At 62.1% G+C, this 15951-nt stretch carries 14 protein-coding genes; 7 read left to right on the top strand and 7 right to left on the bottom strand.

Annotated elements, in window-relative coordinates; translation table 11 throughout:
* Positions 1–353: 353 nt before the first annotated feature.
* Together brnQ and ACMCNM_RS21565 are read left to right on the top strand one after the other, a co-directional pair.
* Positions 354–1667, top strand: coding sequence for a branched-chain amino acid transport system II carrier protein (gene brnQ / locus ACMCNM_RS21570; RefSeq protein ID WP_027592871.1), 1314 nt, complete (start codon positions 354–356; stop codon positions 1665–1667).
* Between the two features lie 223 nt (positions 1668–1890).
* The gene (locus ACMCNM_RS21565) at positions 1891–2640 is read left to right on the top strand and encodes a DUF599 domain-containing protein (RefSeq protein ID WP_099428721.1); all 750 of its coding nucleotides are present in this window, start codon (positions 1891–1893) and stop codon (positions 2638–2640) included.
* 67 nt (positions 2641–2707) lie between these two features.
* Here ACMCNM_RS21565 and ACMCNM_RS21560 read toward each other — a convergent pair whose 3' ends face one another.
* Complete coding sequence (locus ACMCNM_RS21560) at positions 2708–2983, bottom strand: hypothetical protein (protein WP_027592869.1); 276 nt, start codon at positions 2981–2983, stop codon at positions 2708–2710.
* Positions 2984–3135: 152 nt separating this feature from the next.
* On the opposite strand from ACMCNM_RS21560, the gene ACMCNM_RS21555 reads away from it, so the two are divergent.
* The 4 genes from ACMCNM_RS21555 to ACMCNM_RS21540 all read left to right on the top strand — a co-directional run bounded on the left by ACMCNM_RS21555 (position 3136) and on the right by ACMCNM_RS21540 (position 6856).
* Entirely contained in the window at positions 3136–3612 is a 477-nt protein-coding gene (locus ACMCNM_RS21555) for a PaaI family thioesterase (RefSeq protein WP_186682531.1), read from the top strand.
* Positions 3609–4091, top strand: a complete 483-nt coding sequence (locus ACMCNM_RS21550; protein ID WP_027592867.1) for a PaaI family thioesterase — start codon at positions 3609–3611, stop codon at positions 4089–4091. The genes ACMCNM_RS21555 and ACMCNM_RS21550 overlap by 4 nt, the downstream gene beginning before the upstream one ends.
* Before the next feature lie 70 nt (positions 4092–4161).
* A complete protein-coding gene (htpG, locus tag ACMCNM_RS21545; RefSeq protein WP_412765374.1) occupies positions 4162–6066 on the top strand; it encodes a molecular chaperone HtpG in 1905 nt (634 codons plus the stop codon).
* 64 nt (positions 6067–6130) lie between these two features.
* Positions 6131–6856 carry a dienelactone hydrolase family protein gene (locus tag ACMCNM_RS21540; protein ID WP_186682537.1) on the top strand — a complete coding sequence of 242 codons (726 nt, stop codon included), beginning with the start codon at positions 6131–6133 and terminating at the stop codon, positions 6854–6856.
* Positions 6857–6989: 133 nt separating this feature from the next.
* Here ACMCNM_RS21540 and ACMCNM_RS21535 read toward each other — a convergent pair whose 3' ends face one another.
* On the bottom strand, positions 6990–7853 hold the full coding sequence (locus ACMCNM_RS21535) for a pirin family protein (protein WP_186680721.1): 864 nt from the start codon (positions 7851–7853) through the stop codon (positions 6990–6992).
* A 115-nt stretch (positions 7854–7968) separates the two neighbouring features.
* On the opposite strand from ACMCNM_RS21535, the gene ACMCNM_RS21530 reads away from it, so the two are divergent.
* Positions 7969–8973, top strand: coding sequence for an amidohydrolase family protein (locus ACMCNM_RS21530; protein ID WP_186680723.1), 1005 nt, complete (start codon positions 7969–7971; stop codon positions 8971–8973).
* Positions 8974–9028: 55 nt separating this feature from the next.
* On the opposite strand, the gene fabB is transcribed toward ACMCNM_RS21530, so the two are convergent.
* The 5 genes from fabB to ACMCNM_RS21505 all read right to left on the bottom strand — a co-directional run bounded on the left by fabB (position 9029) and on the right by ACMCNM_RS21505 (position 15949).
* Positions 9029–10249 carry a beta-ketoacyl-ACP synthase I gene (gene fabB / locus ACMCNM_RS21525; RefSeq protein WP_412765373.1) on the bottom strand — a complete coding sequence of 407 codons (1221 nt, stop codon included), beginning with the start codon at positions 10247–10249 and terminating at the stop codon, positions 9029–9031.
* A gap of 11 nt (positions 10250–10260) precedes the next feature.
* Entirely contained in the window at positions 10261–10776 is a 516-nt protein-coding gene (gene fabA / locus ACMCNM_RS21520) for a 3-hydroxyacyl-[acyl-carrier-protein] dehydratase FabA (protein ID WP_027592861.1), read from the bottom strand.
* A gap of 207 nt (positions 10777–10983) precedes the next feature.
* Positions 10984–12915: an ATP-binding protein gene (locus tag ACMCNM_RS21515; protein ID WP_027592860.1), complete on the bottom strand. Its 1932-nt coding sequence runs from the start codon at positions 12913–12915 to the stop codon at positions 10984–10986.
* On the bottom strand, positions 12912–13802 hold the full coding sequence (locus ACMCNM_RS21510) for an ABC transporter substrate-binding protein (RefSeq protein ID WP_186703920.1): 891 nt from the start codon (positions 13800–13802) through the stop codon (positions 12912–12914). Before ACMCNM_RS21510 ends, ACMCNM_RS21515 begins: the two co-directional genes overlap by 4 nt.
* Positions 13802–15949 carry a TonB-dependent receptor plug domain-containing protein gene (locus ACMCNM_RS21505; RefSeq protein WP_412765372.1) on the bottom strand — a complete coding sequence of 716 codons (2148 nt, stop codon included), beginning with the start codon at positions 15947–15949 and terminating at the stop codon, positions 13802–13804. The genes ACMCNM_RS21510 and ACMCNM_RS21505 overlap by 1 nt, the downstream gene beginning before the upstream one ends.
* Positions 15950–15951: the final 2 nt, after the last annotated feature.

Here is a 15951-nt window from a genome sequence, read left to right as displayed (position 1 = left end):
TGCTACCTTGGCTCTGTGGGAGCGGGCTTGCCCCGCGAAGAGGCCGACACAGGCAACAAAGAATGTTCGATGGGTTTGATAGGGATTTTCATACAGACACTTTCCGCCCCGCAGCGATAATTACCCCGTCCCCGGTCGCACAGACGACAAACACATACGCACATCGGACAAGCAGCACTGTGCCAGTGCGTTTAACGGTTAAAACGGTTAATCTACGCGTTCACTCTGTGCCCGTCCCCCAAAAGGGAACGACACGCTAAACGGGTCTGGCTCACCAAGCCGGGCAGCATTTCCCTCATCCATAGGGAAATCCCCTCTCGAATCCCGATTTCAGCAGTGTGGTACTACCTTAAATGAAAGTTCTAAAAGGCCAGGATATCCTGGCGCTTGGCTTTATGACGTTTGCGCTTTTCGTGGGCGCCGGCAATATCATCTTCCCGCCTATCGTCGGTCTGCAGTCTGGCCCGCACGTGTGGATGGCGGCCCTTGGCTTCCTGGTGACCGCTGTGGGCCTACCCGTCATCACCGTGGTCGCGCTGGCCAAGGTCGGTGGCGGCATGGATGCCCTGAGCAGCCCGATCGGCAAGTTCTTCGGTGGCCTGCTGGCCGCCGTGTGCTACCTGTCGGTTGGCCCGCTGTTCGCGACGCCGCGTACCGCGACCGTGTCGTTCGAGGTCGGTGTGGCGCCGTTGACCGGTGAAAGCCCGTTGGCGTTGTTCATCTACAGCCTGGTGTATTTCATCGTGGTGCTGGCGGTGTCCATGTATCCGGGCAAACTGCTCGATACCGTGGGGCGTTTCCTTGCACCGCTGAAGATCATCGCCTTGGCCGTGCTGGGCATCGCCGCGTTCGCGCTGCCTGCCGGTACCATTGGTGAAGCGCAACCGGCCTATGCCGCCGCGGCGTTTTCCAAGGGCTTCTCCGATGGTTACCTGACCATGGATACCCTGGGCGCGCTGGTGTTCGGTATCGTCATCGTCAATGCCATCCGCTCGCGCGGTGTCGAATCGCCGAAGCTGATCACCCGCTATGCCATCATCGCCGGCCTGATCGCGGGTGTGGGCCTGGCACTGGTGTACATCAGCCTGTTCCGCCTGGGTGCTGGCAGCCACGAAATCGCGGCTGATGCTACCAACGGTGCAGCCGTACTGCATGCCTACGTGCAGCACACCTTCGGTTCGCTGGGCAGCGGCTTCCTGGCCGTGCTGATCGCCCTGGCGTGCCTGGTGACCGCGGTTGGCCTGACCTGCGCGTGCGCCGAGTACTTCAGCCAGATTCTGCCGCTGTCGTACCGCGCACTGGTGGTGATCCTGGCGGGCTTCTCGCTGCTGATTTCCAACTTGGGCCTGACCAAGCTGATCATGTTCTCGATCCCGGTGCTTACGGCGATCTACCCGCCGTGCATCGTGGTGGTGGGCCTGAGCTTCGTGAAGGACCTGTGGAACTCGCCAACGCGCATTCTTGCGCCGGTCATGCTGGTGTCGCTGGTGTTCGGTATTGTCGACGCGATCAAAGGCAGCAGCCTGGCGCATGTCCTGCCGGACGCCGCTGCACACCTGCCGCTGAGCGATCAAGGCCTGGCCTGGCTGGTGCCGTCGGTGGTGACTCTGGCCGCTGCCGTGGTCTGCGACCGCATGCTGGGCAAGCCGCGCGAAGCGCTGGCTTGATAGGTTGAAGCCTGAGGGCGGCACCGGCCACAAGCCGTAGGGTGCCTGCCAGCGGTTCTCACCTGAAAACCCCGCGTCCGAAAGGGCGCGGGGTTTTTGTTTGTGTGCACCGGCGATGGGCCGGGCAGGCAAAAACAATTTGTGACAGCGGTGTGTCTTTCCGGGCTTGCGGGCGTCGAAATGCGGTCTCTACTCTTGTGCACCTGGCTTTCGGGAAACCTGCATGAACTTCATTCAAAGCAATCTCAACAACCTGCTGGCAATCGCCTGGTTTGTCGCCTGCTGGGGCGGCTATACCCGCTATGCCATCTGGAAAGGCCGCGACACCGCCTGCCTGGCCAGCGTGCTGCACTTGTACCGTGAAGACTGGATGCGCCGCATGTTGCTGCGCGACAACCGCATCGCTGACGCCAGCGTGATCGGTAACCTGGAGCGCAATGCCTCGTTTTTTGCCTCCAGCACGCTGATCATTCTTGCTGGCATTCTGACTGTGCTCGGCGCTTCGGACCGGGCGCTGTCGCTGTTGGCTGACCTGCCCTTGGTGCAGCAGGCGTCCCAGGGCATGTCGGAAATCAAACTGCTGTGCCTGGCGACCGTGTTCGTCTATGCCTTTTTCACCTTCAGCTGGTGCATGCGCCAGTACAACTTTGCAGCCGTGCTGGTCGGCTCGGCGCCGATGATTGGTGAGCGCCTGGTCAATGAACTGGAGCGCAAGGCATTTGCCTCACGGGCGGCGAGGGTGCTGTCGCTGGCGGCCAACCAGTTCAACTTCGGGTTGCGTGCTTATTACTTTGGCATGGCCATGTTGAGCTGGTTTATCAGCCCGTGGTTATTTATGGGCATGAGTGTCGGCGTAGTGCTGATTCTGTACCGCCGCGAATTCCATTCCGATGTGCTGGATGTGATGGTGTACACGCCCACGGAAAGTGCGCCGATTGACGCCGCTAAAGAAAGTTCCGTTTCCGGCGCCTGAAACGTTTAATCTTTAAACTGCAGGTACAAAAAAACCCGACATTGTCGGGTTTTTTTGTACGCGCCGATTACTGCTTGGCAGGTTCGGCCGGAGTAGCAGGTGCTGCTTCCGTCGACGGAGCGGCTTCTTCAGCTGCCTTCTGCTGCGCTTCGGCCTGATCTTTGGCGGCTTCGGCGTTTTCCTTGGCGGCTTCGTTCATCTTATCCTGAGCCTCGCCCATCTTTTCCTGGGCTTGCTCAGCGTGTTGCTGTGCGTCCTGGGCTTTATCTTCGCTCGCTTTATCGCAAGCGGCCAGGCCCATGGTAGCAGCCAGCATGAGAGCAAAAGCAAAAGGTTTACGCATGGGGGTGTATCTCCTTGGTGGAATAAGTGACTTGTTCCTTCGAGTGCAACTACGCGGAAGAAGTTCCGCGAAGATTACAGATATATAACCCCCCGTTCTATATAGACTTTTTAACGTTTTTATGCCGTGCATCAGCGGCCCTGGAACTTGCGATGAGCGATTCAAGCTTGATAGCCATGGCTGAACGTTTTCTGTCGGCCTTGAAGCATTGTCAGTTGTTGCACATGCGTGTGGCACATGCCGACGCCGACGGCATGACGTTGATCCTGCCGTGGTCACCTGCGATCGTCGGCAACCCGCAAACCGGCGCGGTGCACGGCGGGGCGTTGACCACGTTGCTGGACACCACCTGCGGCATGGCCACCCTGTGTGCACTGCCACGATTCGAGGTGTGCCCGACCCTGGACCTGCGCATCGACTACATGCACGCGGCCGAAGCCGGCAAGGACATCTTTGGCCACGCCCAGTGTTATCGGGTTACCCGGGATGTGATCTTCACACGCGGCAGTGCCTACCAGGACGACCCCGACCGGCCGATCTGCCAGGTGGTAGGCACGTTCATGCGCCTGGGGCCGCAAGTCAAGGGCGGCCTCGGCTTTGGCAACCGGCTCAAGGAAGGTGACGCATGATCCCGCTCGAAATCCGTCAACAGCTCAATGCGGCCCATGCGGTCGGTGACTACCGGCCCCTGCTGGCGTTGATTCCCTATGCCGGCTTGATCGGCATCGAATGCGAGCGCGAGGGCGAGGACCTGTTGTTTCGACTGCCCGCCAGTGCGGACAACATTGGTAACCCTTTACTGCCCGCGATCCACGGCGGGGTGATCGCAGGCTTCATGGAGCTTTCTGCAGCGCTGTACCTGCTGATCTTCAGCGAGAGTGCGAGCATTCCGAAGGTCATCGACTTCTCCATCGACTACCTGCGCGCCGGTCATTTTCGCGACACGTATGCCCAGTGCCAGCTGTGGCGTCAGGGGCGGCGGGTGACTAATGTCGCCATCACCGCCTGGCAGGGTGATCGGCAGTCGCCAATCGCCACTGCGCGGGCGCATTTCAAGATCGAACCGGAAAAGCCCTTGAAATCGTCTGGGCAGCCCCCATCTGCATGACATCCGCCATCAACGCAGGCCGAACCGGCTGCCAGGCGCCCACTGTCATCTGATCGGAGTTTTGAAGACCATGAGTGTGGAAACACAAAAGGAAACCCTGGGCTTCCAGACCGAGGTAAAGCAGCTGCTGCACCTCATGATTCACTCGCTGTATTCCAACAAGGAAATCTTCCTGCGTGAGCTGGTTTCCAACGCCTCCGACGCCGCTGACAAGCTGCGTTTCGAGGCCCTGGCCAAGCCGGACCTGCTCGAAGGCGGCGCGGATCTGCGCATTCGGCTGAGCTTCGACAAGGACGCCGGTACGATCACGCTCGACGACAACGGCATCGGCATGAGCCGCGAAGACGTCATCACCCACCTGGGTACCATCGCCAAGTCCGGCACCGCCGACTTCATGAAGAACCTCACCGGTGACCAGAAGAAGGACTCGCACCTGATCGGTCAGTTCGGTGTGGGCTTCTATTCGGCCTTCATCGTGGCTGACAAGGTCGACGTCTACAGCCGTCGCGCTGGCCAGCCAGCCTCCGAGGGTGTGCACTGGTCGTCGAAAGGCGAGGGCGAGTTTGAAGTCGCCACCGTCGACAAGCCAGAGCGCGGTACCCGCATCGTCCTGCACCTGAAGAAGGACGAGCAGGAGTTCGCCGATGGCTGGCGCCTGCGCAACCTGGTCAAGAAGTACTCCGACCACATTGCCCTGCCGATCCAGCTGCCAAAGGAGCAAGCCGCTGCCGAAGGCGAAGAACAGCCAGCCGAGGAATGGGAAACCGTCAACCGCGCCAGCGCCCTGTGGACCCGTCCGCGTACCGAGATCAAGGACGAGGAGTATCAGGAGTTCTACAAGCATATCGGCCATGACTTCGAAAACCCGCTGGCCTGGAGCCACAACAAGGTTGAAGGCAAGCTCGAATACAACTCGCTGCTGTACGTGCCGGCCCGCGCGCCGTTCGACCTGTACCAGCGTGAAGCACCGCGTGGCCTGAAGCTGTATGTGCAGCGCGTGTTCATCATGGACCAGGCTGAGTCGTTCCTGCCGCTGTACCTGCGCTTCATCAAAGGCGTGGTCGACTCCAACGACCTGTCGCTGAACGTGTCGCGCGAGATCCTGCAGAAAGACCCGATCATCGATTCGATGAAGACCGCGCTGACCAAGCGCGTGCTGGACATGCTGGAGAAACTGGCGAAGAACGAGCCTGAGCAGTACAAGGGCTTCTGGAAGAACTTCGGCCAAGTGCTGAAGGAAGGCCCGGCCGAGGACTTCGCCAACAAAGAGAAGATCGCAGGCCTGCTGCGCTTCGCCTCCACCCATGACGACAGCGGAGAGCAGAGCGTCGCCCTGGCCGACTACCTGACCCGCGCCAAGGAAGGCCAGGACAAGATCTACTTCCTCACCGGCGAGACCTACGCGCAGGTCAAGAACAGCCCGCACCTGGAAGTCTTCCGCAAGAAAGGGATCGAGGTGCTGCTGCTGACCGACCGTATCGATGAGTGGCTGATGAGCTACCTCAACGAGTTCGACGGCAAGAGCTTCGTCGACGTTGCCCGCGGCGACCTGGACCTGGGCAAGCTGGACTCCGAGGAAGACAAGAAGGCCCAGGAAGAAGTCGCCAAGGACAAAGAAGGGCTGGTCGAGCGCCTGAAAGGCGCGCTGGGTGAAAGCGTTGCCGAGGTGCGTGTTTCCCACCGCCTGACCGACTCGCCGGCTATCCTCGCCATCGGCGAACAGGACCTGGGCCTGCAGATGCGTCAGATCCTCGAAGCCAGCGGGCAGAAGGTGCCGGATTCCAAGCCGATCTTCGAGTTCAACCCGACCCACCCGCTGATCGAGAAGCTGGATAACGAGCAGAGCGAAGACCGCTTCGCCGAGCTGTCGCACATCCTGTTCGATCAGGCGGCCCTGGCGGCCGGTGACAGCTTGAAAGACCCGGCGGCCTACGTTCGTCGCCTGAACAAGCTGCTGGTCGAGCTATCTGCTTGAGTTGATGCAAAGGAAAGCCCGCTTCGGCGGGCTTTTTTCATGGTGAAGCCTTAAGGAGTGCTTGATGAGCAAGGTAATCGTCGAATCGCTGGTTTATCACCTGTCCGGCAAAACGTATGAAAGCCGTCTGGTCCATGAGCCCGGTGCGCTACCTAAGCCTGGCCTGGTGATGGCGCCGAACTGGATGGGTATTGGCGAAGGTGCCGAGCGCATTGCCAAGGAAGTGGCCGAGAAGGGCTATGTGGTGCTGATTGCCGACCTCTATGGGCAGTCGGTGCGGCCGTCCAATGCCGACGAGGCAGGGGCGGCGATGATGCCGCTGAAGAACGACCGCGCCGAGCTGCGCAAGCGCATGAATGAAGCGCTGTCGCAGTTGCTGGCGCAGTCGAAGGCACTGCTGGAGCCTGGCAAGGTGGCCACCTTTGGCTTCTGCTTCGGCGGTTGCTGTGCGTTGGAGCTGGCGCGCACGGGCGCCGACCTGAGGGCGGCGGTGTCGTTCCATGGCACGCTGGACACCCCGAACCCTGAAGATGCCAAGCGTATCAAGGGCTCGGTGCTGGTGTTGCACGGCGCAGCGGACCCGCTGGTGCCGAAGGAGCAACTGCCGGCGTTCGAGGAGGAGATGAACGCGGCCAAGGTCGACTGGCAGCTGCTTAGCTACGGTGGTGCGGTGCACTCGTTCACTGACCCGAATGCCAATGTACCGGGCAAGATGCAGTACGACCGCAAGACATCGGAGCGGGCGTTCCGCTCGATGCACAATCTGCTGACTGAAGTGTTCCAGCGCTGACCGTGCATGGGGGCCGCTGCGCGGCCCTTTCGCCGGCAAGCCGGCTCCCACCCGAACTGTGTAGCCTCCAAGTCGAGCGCCGCACCTGTGGGAGCTGGCTTGCCAGCGATTGGGCCGCAAAGCGGCCCCCCATTTATCTGGGTAACTCGATACGCGAGGTCTCTCCCGGTACCGTAGGCCAATCCCCCGCAGCCCATCTCACCCTGGCCTGCTCGATCAAGGCCGGATCGCTCGCCACGAAATTCCAGTTCATCCGCCGCGGCCCATCCAGTGGCTCGCCGCCGATCAACACCAGCTGGCACTCACCCTCCGCATACAACGTCACCTGCTCACCCTCCGGCAGCACCACCAGGCTGCATGGCTCAACCTCCTCATCATTGAGCATCAACTCGCCATCCAGCAGGTAGAGCGCCCGTTGCACTGGCTCATCAGGTACCCGCAATGCAGTGGCGGGCTGCATCTGCACATGCGCGTAAAGGGTAGGGGAGAGCACGGGCACCGGCGATTCCAGGCAGAAGCCACTGCCCGCAATCATGCAAATGCGCACACCGAGGTTATCGCTCACCGGCAGGCTAGCCGCCGGGTGATGGCTGTAATGGGGCGTGCCTTGTTCGAGCGCGCGGGGTGACGCCAGCCACACCTGCAGGCCATGCAGCCGCGAGCCTCGGGCAAGCGCACTGGCAGGGGTGCGCTCGACATGCGCCACGCCACTGCCTGCCGTCATCCAGCTGACATCGCCCGGCTTCACGTGCTGTTCGGAGCCGAGGCTGTCCTTGTGCAGGATCTCGCCTTCGAACAGGTACGTCAGCGTCGACAGGCCGATATGCGGGTGCTGGCGTATGTCCATGCCATGGCCTGGGGCGTAGTCCGTTTCGAGCATATGGTCGAAGAACACGAAAGGGCCGACACTGCGGCATTGGGCCGAGGGCAGCGGGCGAAAAATCGGCTGGCCCTCGACCGACTCGGCACGTGGGCGGATGACCAGGGGGCTGCTCATGAGGGGCTCCAGGCAGGTTGCAGGTGCTCCAAGCATAGCGGTTTGCCAGGCAGGGCTGAACTGCTGCGCTTGGCGGTCGGTCTACCCTGTTCGAACCAGGAGAAGGAAGCTGCCCATGATCGCCAGAATGCTGGCTGGCGCGTTGTTGTGCGCAGGGGTGTGCCTGTCGGCGCAGGCGCGTGATTACCGCTACAGTGACGCCCACCTGCACTACGTCGACTTTTTCCAGGAGACGGAGGGCATGCCGGCCTTGATCAAGGCCATGGATGAAGCCGGCATCGAGCAGTCGATGATTTCTGGTATTCCAGTGGCCAAGAAATGGCATGAGGACGAACCCAAGCGCCCGCGCTACTACGCCGGGGACGACGCCGATGCCTATTGGTACAGCGCGACCGATACCTACGTGGCGGCAGCGGTGCAAGAACTGCCCGCAGCGCAGCGCAAGCGCTTTCATCCGTTTCTGACCGGCTTCAACCCGGTGGACAAGAACGCGGTCAGCCATATCGAGCGCATGCTCGATCTCTACCCTGGGCTCTGGCAGGGCATTGGTGAGGTGTTCACCCGCCACGACGACCTGACGGCGTTGACCAGCGGTGACACCCCGCGCGCCAACAACGAGGCCATGACCCGCATCTATCACCTGGCGGCCGAGCGGGACTTGCCAGTGCTGCTGCACTCCAACATCACCTCCAAGCGTGAACGCAACCCACTGTACCTAGCCGAAATCGAAGAGCCGCTGCGCAATCACCCGCACACGCGTTTCATCTGGGCGCATGCTGGCAGCAGCATGGAAATTCATCGGCATCAGACGCAGATGGACTTTCTGCTGCCGGTGCTGACGCGCTTGTTGGAGGATTACCCGAACCTGTATGTCGACCTGTCGTGGAGCGTGCTCGAGCCTTATCTGCTGGATGACAAGGGTGTGCCGCGCAAGGCTTGGGTGGCGTTGGTAGAGCGTTACCCGGAGCGGTTCATGCTCGGGTCGGATGTGGTGGGCAAGTTTGGGAGCCTTGGCGAGCAGATGCACGGGTTCAAGCCGTTTCTGGATGCGTTGCCGGAGGCGGTGGCGCACAAGGTGGCCAAAGATAATTTTCTGGCTGTGTTGCCCAAGGCTAGGTAACACAAAAGAAAACGCCCCGAACCAGTCGGGGCGTTTTCATTACTGCATCAAGGCCTTACTTGCCTTCCCAGCGCTTGAGCACCAGGGTAGCGTTGGTGCCGCCGAAGCCGAAGCTGTTGCTCATGACCGTATCGATCTTGGCGTTTTCTTCGGTTTGACGCAGGATCGGCAGGTCGGCGACCTCCGGGTCCAGTTCGTCAATGTTGGCGGAGCCGGCGATGAAGTTGTTTTCCATCATCAGCAGGCAGTAGATCGCCTCGTGCACGCCAGCGGCGCCCAGCGAGTGGCCCGACAGGCTCTTGGTCGAGCTGATCTTCGGTGCCTTGTCGCCGAACACGGCGCGAACACCTTTGATCTCGGCAACGTCACCGACCGGGGTCGAGGTGCCGTGGGTGTTCAGGTAGTCGATCGGGGTGTCGACGGTGGACAGCGCCTGCTGCATGCAGCGGATGGCGCCTTCGCCGCTTGGGGCAACCATGTCGTAGCCGTCGGAGGTCGCGCCGTAGCCGACGATTTCGGCGTAGATCTTGGCGCCACGGGCCAGAGCGTGCTCCAGCTCCTCGACCACCACCATGCCGCCACCGCCCGCGATGACGAAGCCATCACGGTCGTTGTCGTAGGCGCGCGAGGCCAGTTTCGGGGTTTCGTTGCGCTTGGTCGACAGGGCGCCCATGGCATCGAACAGGAACGACTGGCTCCAATGCTCTTCTTCACCACCACCGGCGAAGACGATGTCTTGCTTGCCCCACTGGATTTGCTCCAGCGCGGTGCCGATGCAGTGTGCACTGGTGGCGCAGGCGGAGGAGATCGAGTAGTTCAGGCCCTTGATCTTGAACGGCGTGGCCAGGCAAGCCGAAACGGTGCTGCCCATGGTGCGGGTAACACGGTATGGGCCGACGCGCTTAACGCCTTTCTCGCGCAGGGTGTCCAGCGCTTCCATCTGGTTCAGGGTCGAGGCGCCGCCGGAGCCGGCAACCAGGCCGGTACGCGGGTTGGAAACCTGCTCTTCAGTCAGGCCGGCGTCCTTGATCGCGTCCTGCATCGCCAGGTAGGCGTAGGCCGCGGCGTGGCCGACGAAGCGGTAGACCTTGCGGTCGATCAGTTCTTCAAGGTTGAGGTCGATCGACCCGGAAACCTGGCTGCGCAGCCCCATTTCCTTGTATTCCGGGTTGAAACGGATACCCGGACGGCTTTTACGCAGGTTTTCGGTGACGGTCTCTTTGTCATTGCCCAGGCACGATACGATGCCCAGACCAGTGATAACGACGCGGCGCATGCGAATAACCCTTAGAAATTGTCAGTGGAGGTGAACACGCCGACCCGCAGGGCTTCGGCGGTGTAGATCTCGCGGCCGTCGACGCTGACCGAGCCATCGGCGATGGCCATGTTCAGCTTGCCCTTCAGGACGCGCTTGATATGAATGTTGTAAGTGACTTTCTTGGCGGTCGGCAATACCTGGCCGAAGAACTTCACTTCACCCGAACCCAGCGCACGGCCGCGGCCCGGCAGGCCTTGCCAGCCGAGGAAGAAACCGACCAGCTGCCACATGGCGTCAAGGCCCAGGCAGCCCGGCATCACCGGGTCGCCTTCGAAGTGACAGGCGAAGAACCACAGGTCCGGATTGATATCCAGCTCGGCGACCAATTCACCTTTGCCGTACTTGCCGCCTTCTTCGCTGATATGGGTGATGCGATCGACCATCAGCATGTTCGGCGCGGGCAGTTGCGCATTACCTGGGCCGAACAGCTCACCGCGACTGCAGCGCAGCAGGTCTTCCCGAGTAAAGGCGTGTTGTTTGGTCATGCGAGCTCCTCAATAACCCCCTGCGGCAGGGGATGAATCTTCCCGGCCGGCCCGAAAAGCGATGACTCCGGGGCGGCAGCCTACAGGTAGACTATTGCGTTGTGGTGAAAGTCACAGTGCACCTGGCGAAAGAAGTACAGGTGTTCACTGAAACGTCTATTTTCAGGTCCGAAGAACGTCCTGTCCAGTCCTTAAGACTGCCGCACTTTAGCATTTATCGCCAGTCGCGGTTGTCTGACCGGGTAACCAGCGTTGCAGCGCCCGCTGCAGCTCGGTGCGGCGCAAGGGTTTGCTCAGGTAGTCGTCCATGCCCGCGGCCATGCAACGCTCACGGTCGCCCTGCAAGGCGTTAGCGGTCAAGGCGATGATCGGCACGTGGATGCCGTTTGGCAGCAGGCGGATGCGCTGGGTGGCTTCATAGCCATCCAGGTTCGGCAACCGGCAGTCCATCAGAATGGCGGCGAACGGTTGCTGGCTGACCTGTTCGACCGCCTGGATACCGTCTGCCGCCACGCTGACCTCAAGCCCCAGGCTGCGCAGCATGGCTTCGATGACGTTTTGGTTGACCGGGTTGTCCTCTACCAGCAGCACCCGCTCGCTGCCGGTAAGTGGGCGCTGTTCACGCACCGCCCCGGGCAGTGGCGCCTGGGCCGGTGCGGCCAGGGCCAAGGGCATTTCCAGGGTAAAGGTCGAGCCCAGGCCTTCGCGGCTCTCACCGCGCAGCTTGCCGCCCATGCGTTCGGCCAGCGTACGTGCGATCGACAGGCCCAGGCCAGTGCCGCCATAGCGCCGGGAAATCGAGCTGTCGGCCTGCTGGAAGGCGACGAACATCATTTCCAGGCGGTCGCTGTCGATGCCGATACCGGTGTCGCGTACGCTGCAGGTGAACCACAGCAGTTGGCGGTCCAGCACCTGGCAGCGCGCTTCGACCTGCACCTGGCCCTGCTCGGTGAATTTCAGGGCATTGCCGACAAGGTTCAGCAGAATCTGCCGAATACGCGTGGGGTCGCCGTTCACGTTCAGGTGCTCGATGCCCGTCGGCATGTTCAGGTGCAAGCCAAGGCCACGTTGCTGGGCACTGTGCTGGAACGACTGGACACTGCTGGCGATCAGCTCGCCGAGGTTGAAGTCGATGCGCTCCAGCTCCAGTGCGGTGCGTTCGATGCGCGAGAAATCGAGAATGTCGTTGATGACCTTGAGCAGGTGCCCGGTGGACTCGCTGGCAACGGCGGTGTACTCGGCCTGCTCGCTGGTCAGCGGTGTGGTTTCGAGCAATTGCAGCATGCCCAGCACGCCATTCATGGGGGTGCGCAGCTCATGGCTCATCATCGCCAGGAAGTCCGACTTGGCCCGGTTGGCCTGTTCGGCTTCCTCGCGTGCCTGGGTCAACTGGGCGATGGCGCGCTTCTGCTCGTCACTGGCTTGCTCCAGGGCGTTGGCCAGGTTGTTGATGTGGTGCGCCAGATGGCCCAGTTCACTGTCATCCACCACGGGCAGGGGCGTGTTGTACTCGCCTTGCTGAATGGCCTTGACCGCGTGGCCCATGTCGCTGATCGGCTTGGCCAGGCTCATGGCCAGGCGGCGGGCCAGCAGGAAGGTGAACAGCAGGGCGAACAAGGCCAGGATGCCCGCCTTGATGACGATTTCCTGCTGGCGCTGGCTGAAGGCGTCATCGGACATGCCGACGATCACCCGCCCCAGGTAGTCGTCGCCAATGGCCGGCGTGGAGGTGTTGCCGGGCTGCAGGAAGTCGGTGTCCAAGCGAATTTGCTGAAGGCGGATCGGCGCTTGGAACACTTCCACCTGCTGTGCGCGGTTGGCGCTTTCGTCGGACTGCTCGACGTAGACCAGGATGTGGTTGCGGCTGTCCTGCACTTCGAGAAAGCGCACGTGCGGAATGCTCAGGGTGGCGCGCATCAGCCCTTCGAGCACCTCGTTGTTGCCCGAGATAACCCCGTATTCGGAGGCGGGCGCCAGCTGGTTGGCGATCAGTTGGCCGGTGTGGTTGAGTTCCTGGCGCAAGTCCTGGATACGCACGAAGGTAAAGAAGCTGATCAGCAGCAAGGTCAGCAGCAGGGCCGGGCCAAGGCTGATGATCTGGGTGCGGGTGTGGATGTCCCAGCTCAGGCGTCTGCTCATGGGGTGGATTCTCCTTCGGCCAGGGCCTTGGCAGCGGCGTTCGGGTCGATCGGTTCAAGGCCCAGGGCGCGTGCTACCTGCTGGTTGCCACTGACGCCGTAGCGCGCCGGGTAAAGGCTTCGCGGCCAGCGCGCGGGTGGCTGGTCGAGCAAATGGTCGAGCACGGCCAGCCAGTCGTCCTGGTCGCTGTAGGTGCTGGCCAGGGCGCCTGCGCGAACGAAGCCGGCATTTGGGCCAATCAACGCCATTTGCCGGCCGTAGCTGCTGAGCAGCAGGTTTTTCGCCGTCTTGGGGTTGTACAGAGCGGGGTCGTCGAGGCCCAGCAGTACATCGCTGTTGCCTAACAGCTGTTGCAAGGGCCGGCTGTCACGTTGGTCGGGCCAGTCCTGGGCAATGATCTCCAGGCCCAGCGGGCGGGCGGCATGGCGCAGTTCATCGAGCAAAAAGGCACTTTGCCTACCGTAAAGCACACCGATGCGTTGCGCCTGAGGCAGCAGGTAGCGCGCCAGGCGCAGTTGCCGGGCCAGGGGCGGGTCGCTCCACAGCAGCGTCAGGAAGGGGGGGCGCGACTTTCCCAGGCGCTGTTCAGCCTGTACTCGGCTGACGCGCATGGCCAATGCTGGTGGCCCGGCGTTTTCACTCAGGCGCCAGTCCAGCGCGGCACTGTCAAGCAGCACCAGGCGTTGATCGGCCTTGAGCTGGCTTGGGCGGGGCAAGTCGGCAGTGGTTTGGAAGCGCACCCGATCATGCGGGCGATGGCTTTCGAATGCGGCGACGAAACTGCGAATGCCGGGCTGATCCTCGCCACCGACCAGCAAGATTTCACCGGCGGACAGCGGCCCCAGGGGCCACAGGCAAAGCAGCAGCACGCGCAGCAAGCGGGCCATTAGAACTCCAGCTCCGCGCTGACACTCAGGCGGTGGCGGCTGTCGTAGCGGTTTTGCAGCGCAGTCGTGGGCTCATCGTCCAGGCGTTGTTGCCACAGCGCCGCCAGCTCAAGGTTGCTGCCCTGTACCCGGAAGCGCTTGGCCAGGCGCAGGTCCAGGCGCTCGTAGCGGTACTGGTTGAGGGCATCGTCACCGTAGTAGAACAGCGCACTCGACCAGCCGTCGCCCCACTCGCGCATCCAGCCCGCCGAGCCGCTGTTGCGGGCGCTGAGGCGGCGGTCGTCGGGGTTGCTGGCCCAGGCGTCGACGTAGGCGTAGGTCACGCGCAGGCGGTCACGCAGGGTGGGGCGCCAGTCCAGTTGCGCCTCGCTGCCGGTAAAGCGCGCCTTGTTGCTGTTGCTGGCGATGTACTGGTTGTTCTTCAAAGGCTCGCTGATCATTCCGGTGATCTCGTCGTAGAACAGCTTCACATCCATGCTCAGGTCGATGTCGCTGAAATAGCCGTTGTAGCCCAGTTCGCGCGAGCGCATGCGCTCTTGCTCGAGGTCGCCCGGGCCGCGGGTCTTGACGAAATACTCACCGTGCGGCTGGCCAAACGCACTGGGGTTGAGGTTTTTGACCGTGTAGCTCCAGTTGACGTTGTTCTCGAACATGTCGGGGGAGCGTACCGCTTCGGAATAGACAGCACGCAGGCCATGGCGCGGGGTGATCAAGTAGTTGACCGCCACCCGTGGGGTCAGCGAACTGCCAGACAGGCGCGCGTCTTCGAACATCGCCCCGCCCTGGATGATCCAGTGTTCGTCGGCCCGCCATTCCAACTGGCCGAACAGGCGCCAGGTCTGGTCGACGAGGCTGCCATTGAAGTACGTCTGCGAGTCGGCACGATCATAGCGGTAGTTCATGCCGCTGAGCAGGCGCAGGCTGTCGGTCAGGCTCAGGGTGTCCTGGATTTCCAGGTCGTAGCGGGTTTCGCGGGTGCTCTGGTCGACATCGCCGCAGACCACATCGCGGCCACCTTGGTTGTTCCACTGGTCCTTGATGGCATCGACCAGCGCCTGTTCTTCGGGGTTGCTGCTGCGCGGTGGATCGTTTGCGCCGCGCGCCACCAGCTCGGCAAAGTTCGGGTTCAACTGCCACAGGCGGGTCAGCTCTGGGCTGAACGACAGCGCCGCATCGCAGGCGCGCCAGACTTGCTGGCGGTCGAAGTGCTGGGCCGAACCCTGGACGTAAAGGCTGTGCTCGGGGTTGAAGTCGATGTTCCAGCGTACCGAACCCGCGTAATCCTTGGCGTTGGCGTCGGTGTTGTCGCCGCGCTCGGTGACGTAGGGGAACACCGGCTGGTAGGTATAGGGGCGCTGGTTGCTGCCTTCCTTGGCCGCCAATTGCCATTCCAGGGTCTGGTCGGGGGCCAGGGTGTGGCTGGCGCTGAGGTTGAAGCGGGTGAGGCGGCGGCTGTCACGGTAGTCCTGGCCGTACTGGTCCTGATCGAAGCCATCGTCTTGCTGGCCGGACACCGACAGGCGCATGTCGCCGCCATCCCAGCCAAAACCATGGCTGGCGTAGAAATCGTTGATGCCATCCTCGCCGCGGGTGACCTTGAGGCGCGTGCCATGGCTGTCCGCCGGGTTGCGGGTGAGGATGTTGACTACGGCCATCAAGGCGTTGGCGCCATAGCTGACTGTGTTGGGGCCGCGGAACACCTCGATGCGCTCGATGTCTTCCATGGCCAGGGGGATGTCGCTCCAGTCCACCGTCGCCAGGCCCGCGCGGTACACCGAGCGGCCATCGATCAGCACCTGCATGCGCCGCGCATCGTTGACGTTGCTGCCATGGTAGTTGACCGTCGGCTGGTTGCCGACGCCGTAGCCGATCATCATGCCCGGCACCAGGCGCAGCAGTTCGGGGATATCGCGGGCGCCGCTGGCGCGGATCAGCTCACTGTCGAGCACGGTCATGCTGCCAGGGACCGCTGCCGGGGATTGTTTGAGCCGGGTGGCGGTCAGAACCTGCGGCAGGTCGGCGTTGTCGATGAACAGATCGTCGGCCATGGCCGGGCCGCCGAGCAGGGCAGTCAGAAGCAGAAGACGCGGGTAAGGAGGCGTGCCTGGGAACACGGTACGACCTTGTTTCAGGGATGAAACAGGCATGT

The sequence above is a fragment of the Pseudomonas sp. NGC7 genome (assembly GCF_047159675.1).
Lineage (GTDB): Bacteria > Pseudomonadota > Gammaproteobacteria > Pseudomonadales > Pseudomonadaceae > Aquipseudomonas > Aquipseudomonas kermanshahensis.
This window is presented reverse-complemented; position numbering and strand designations above follow the sequence as displayed.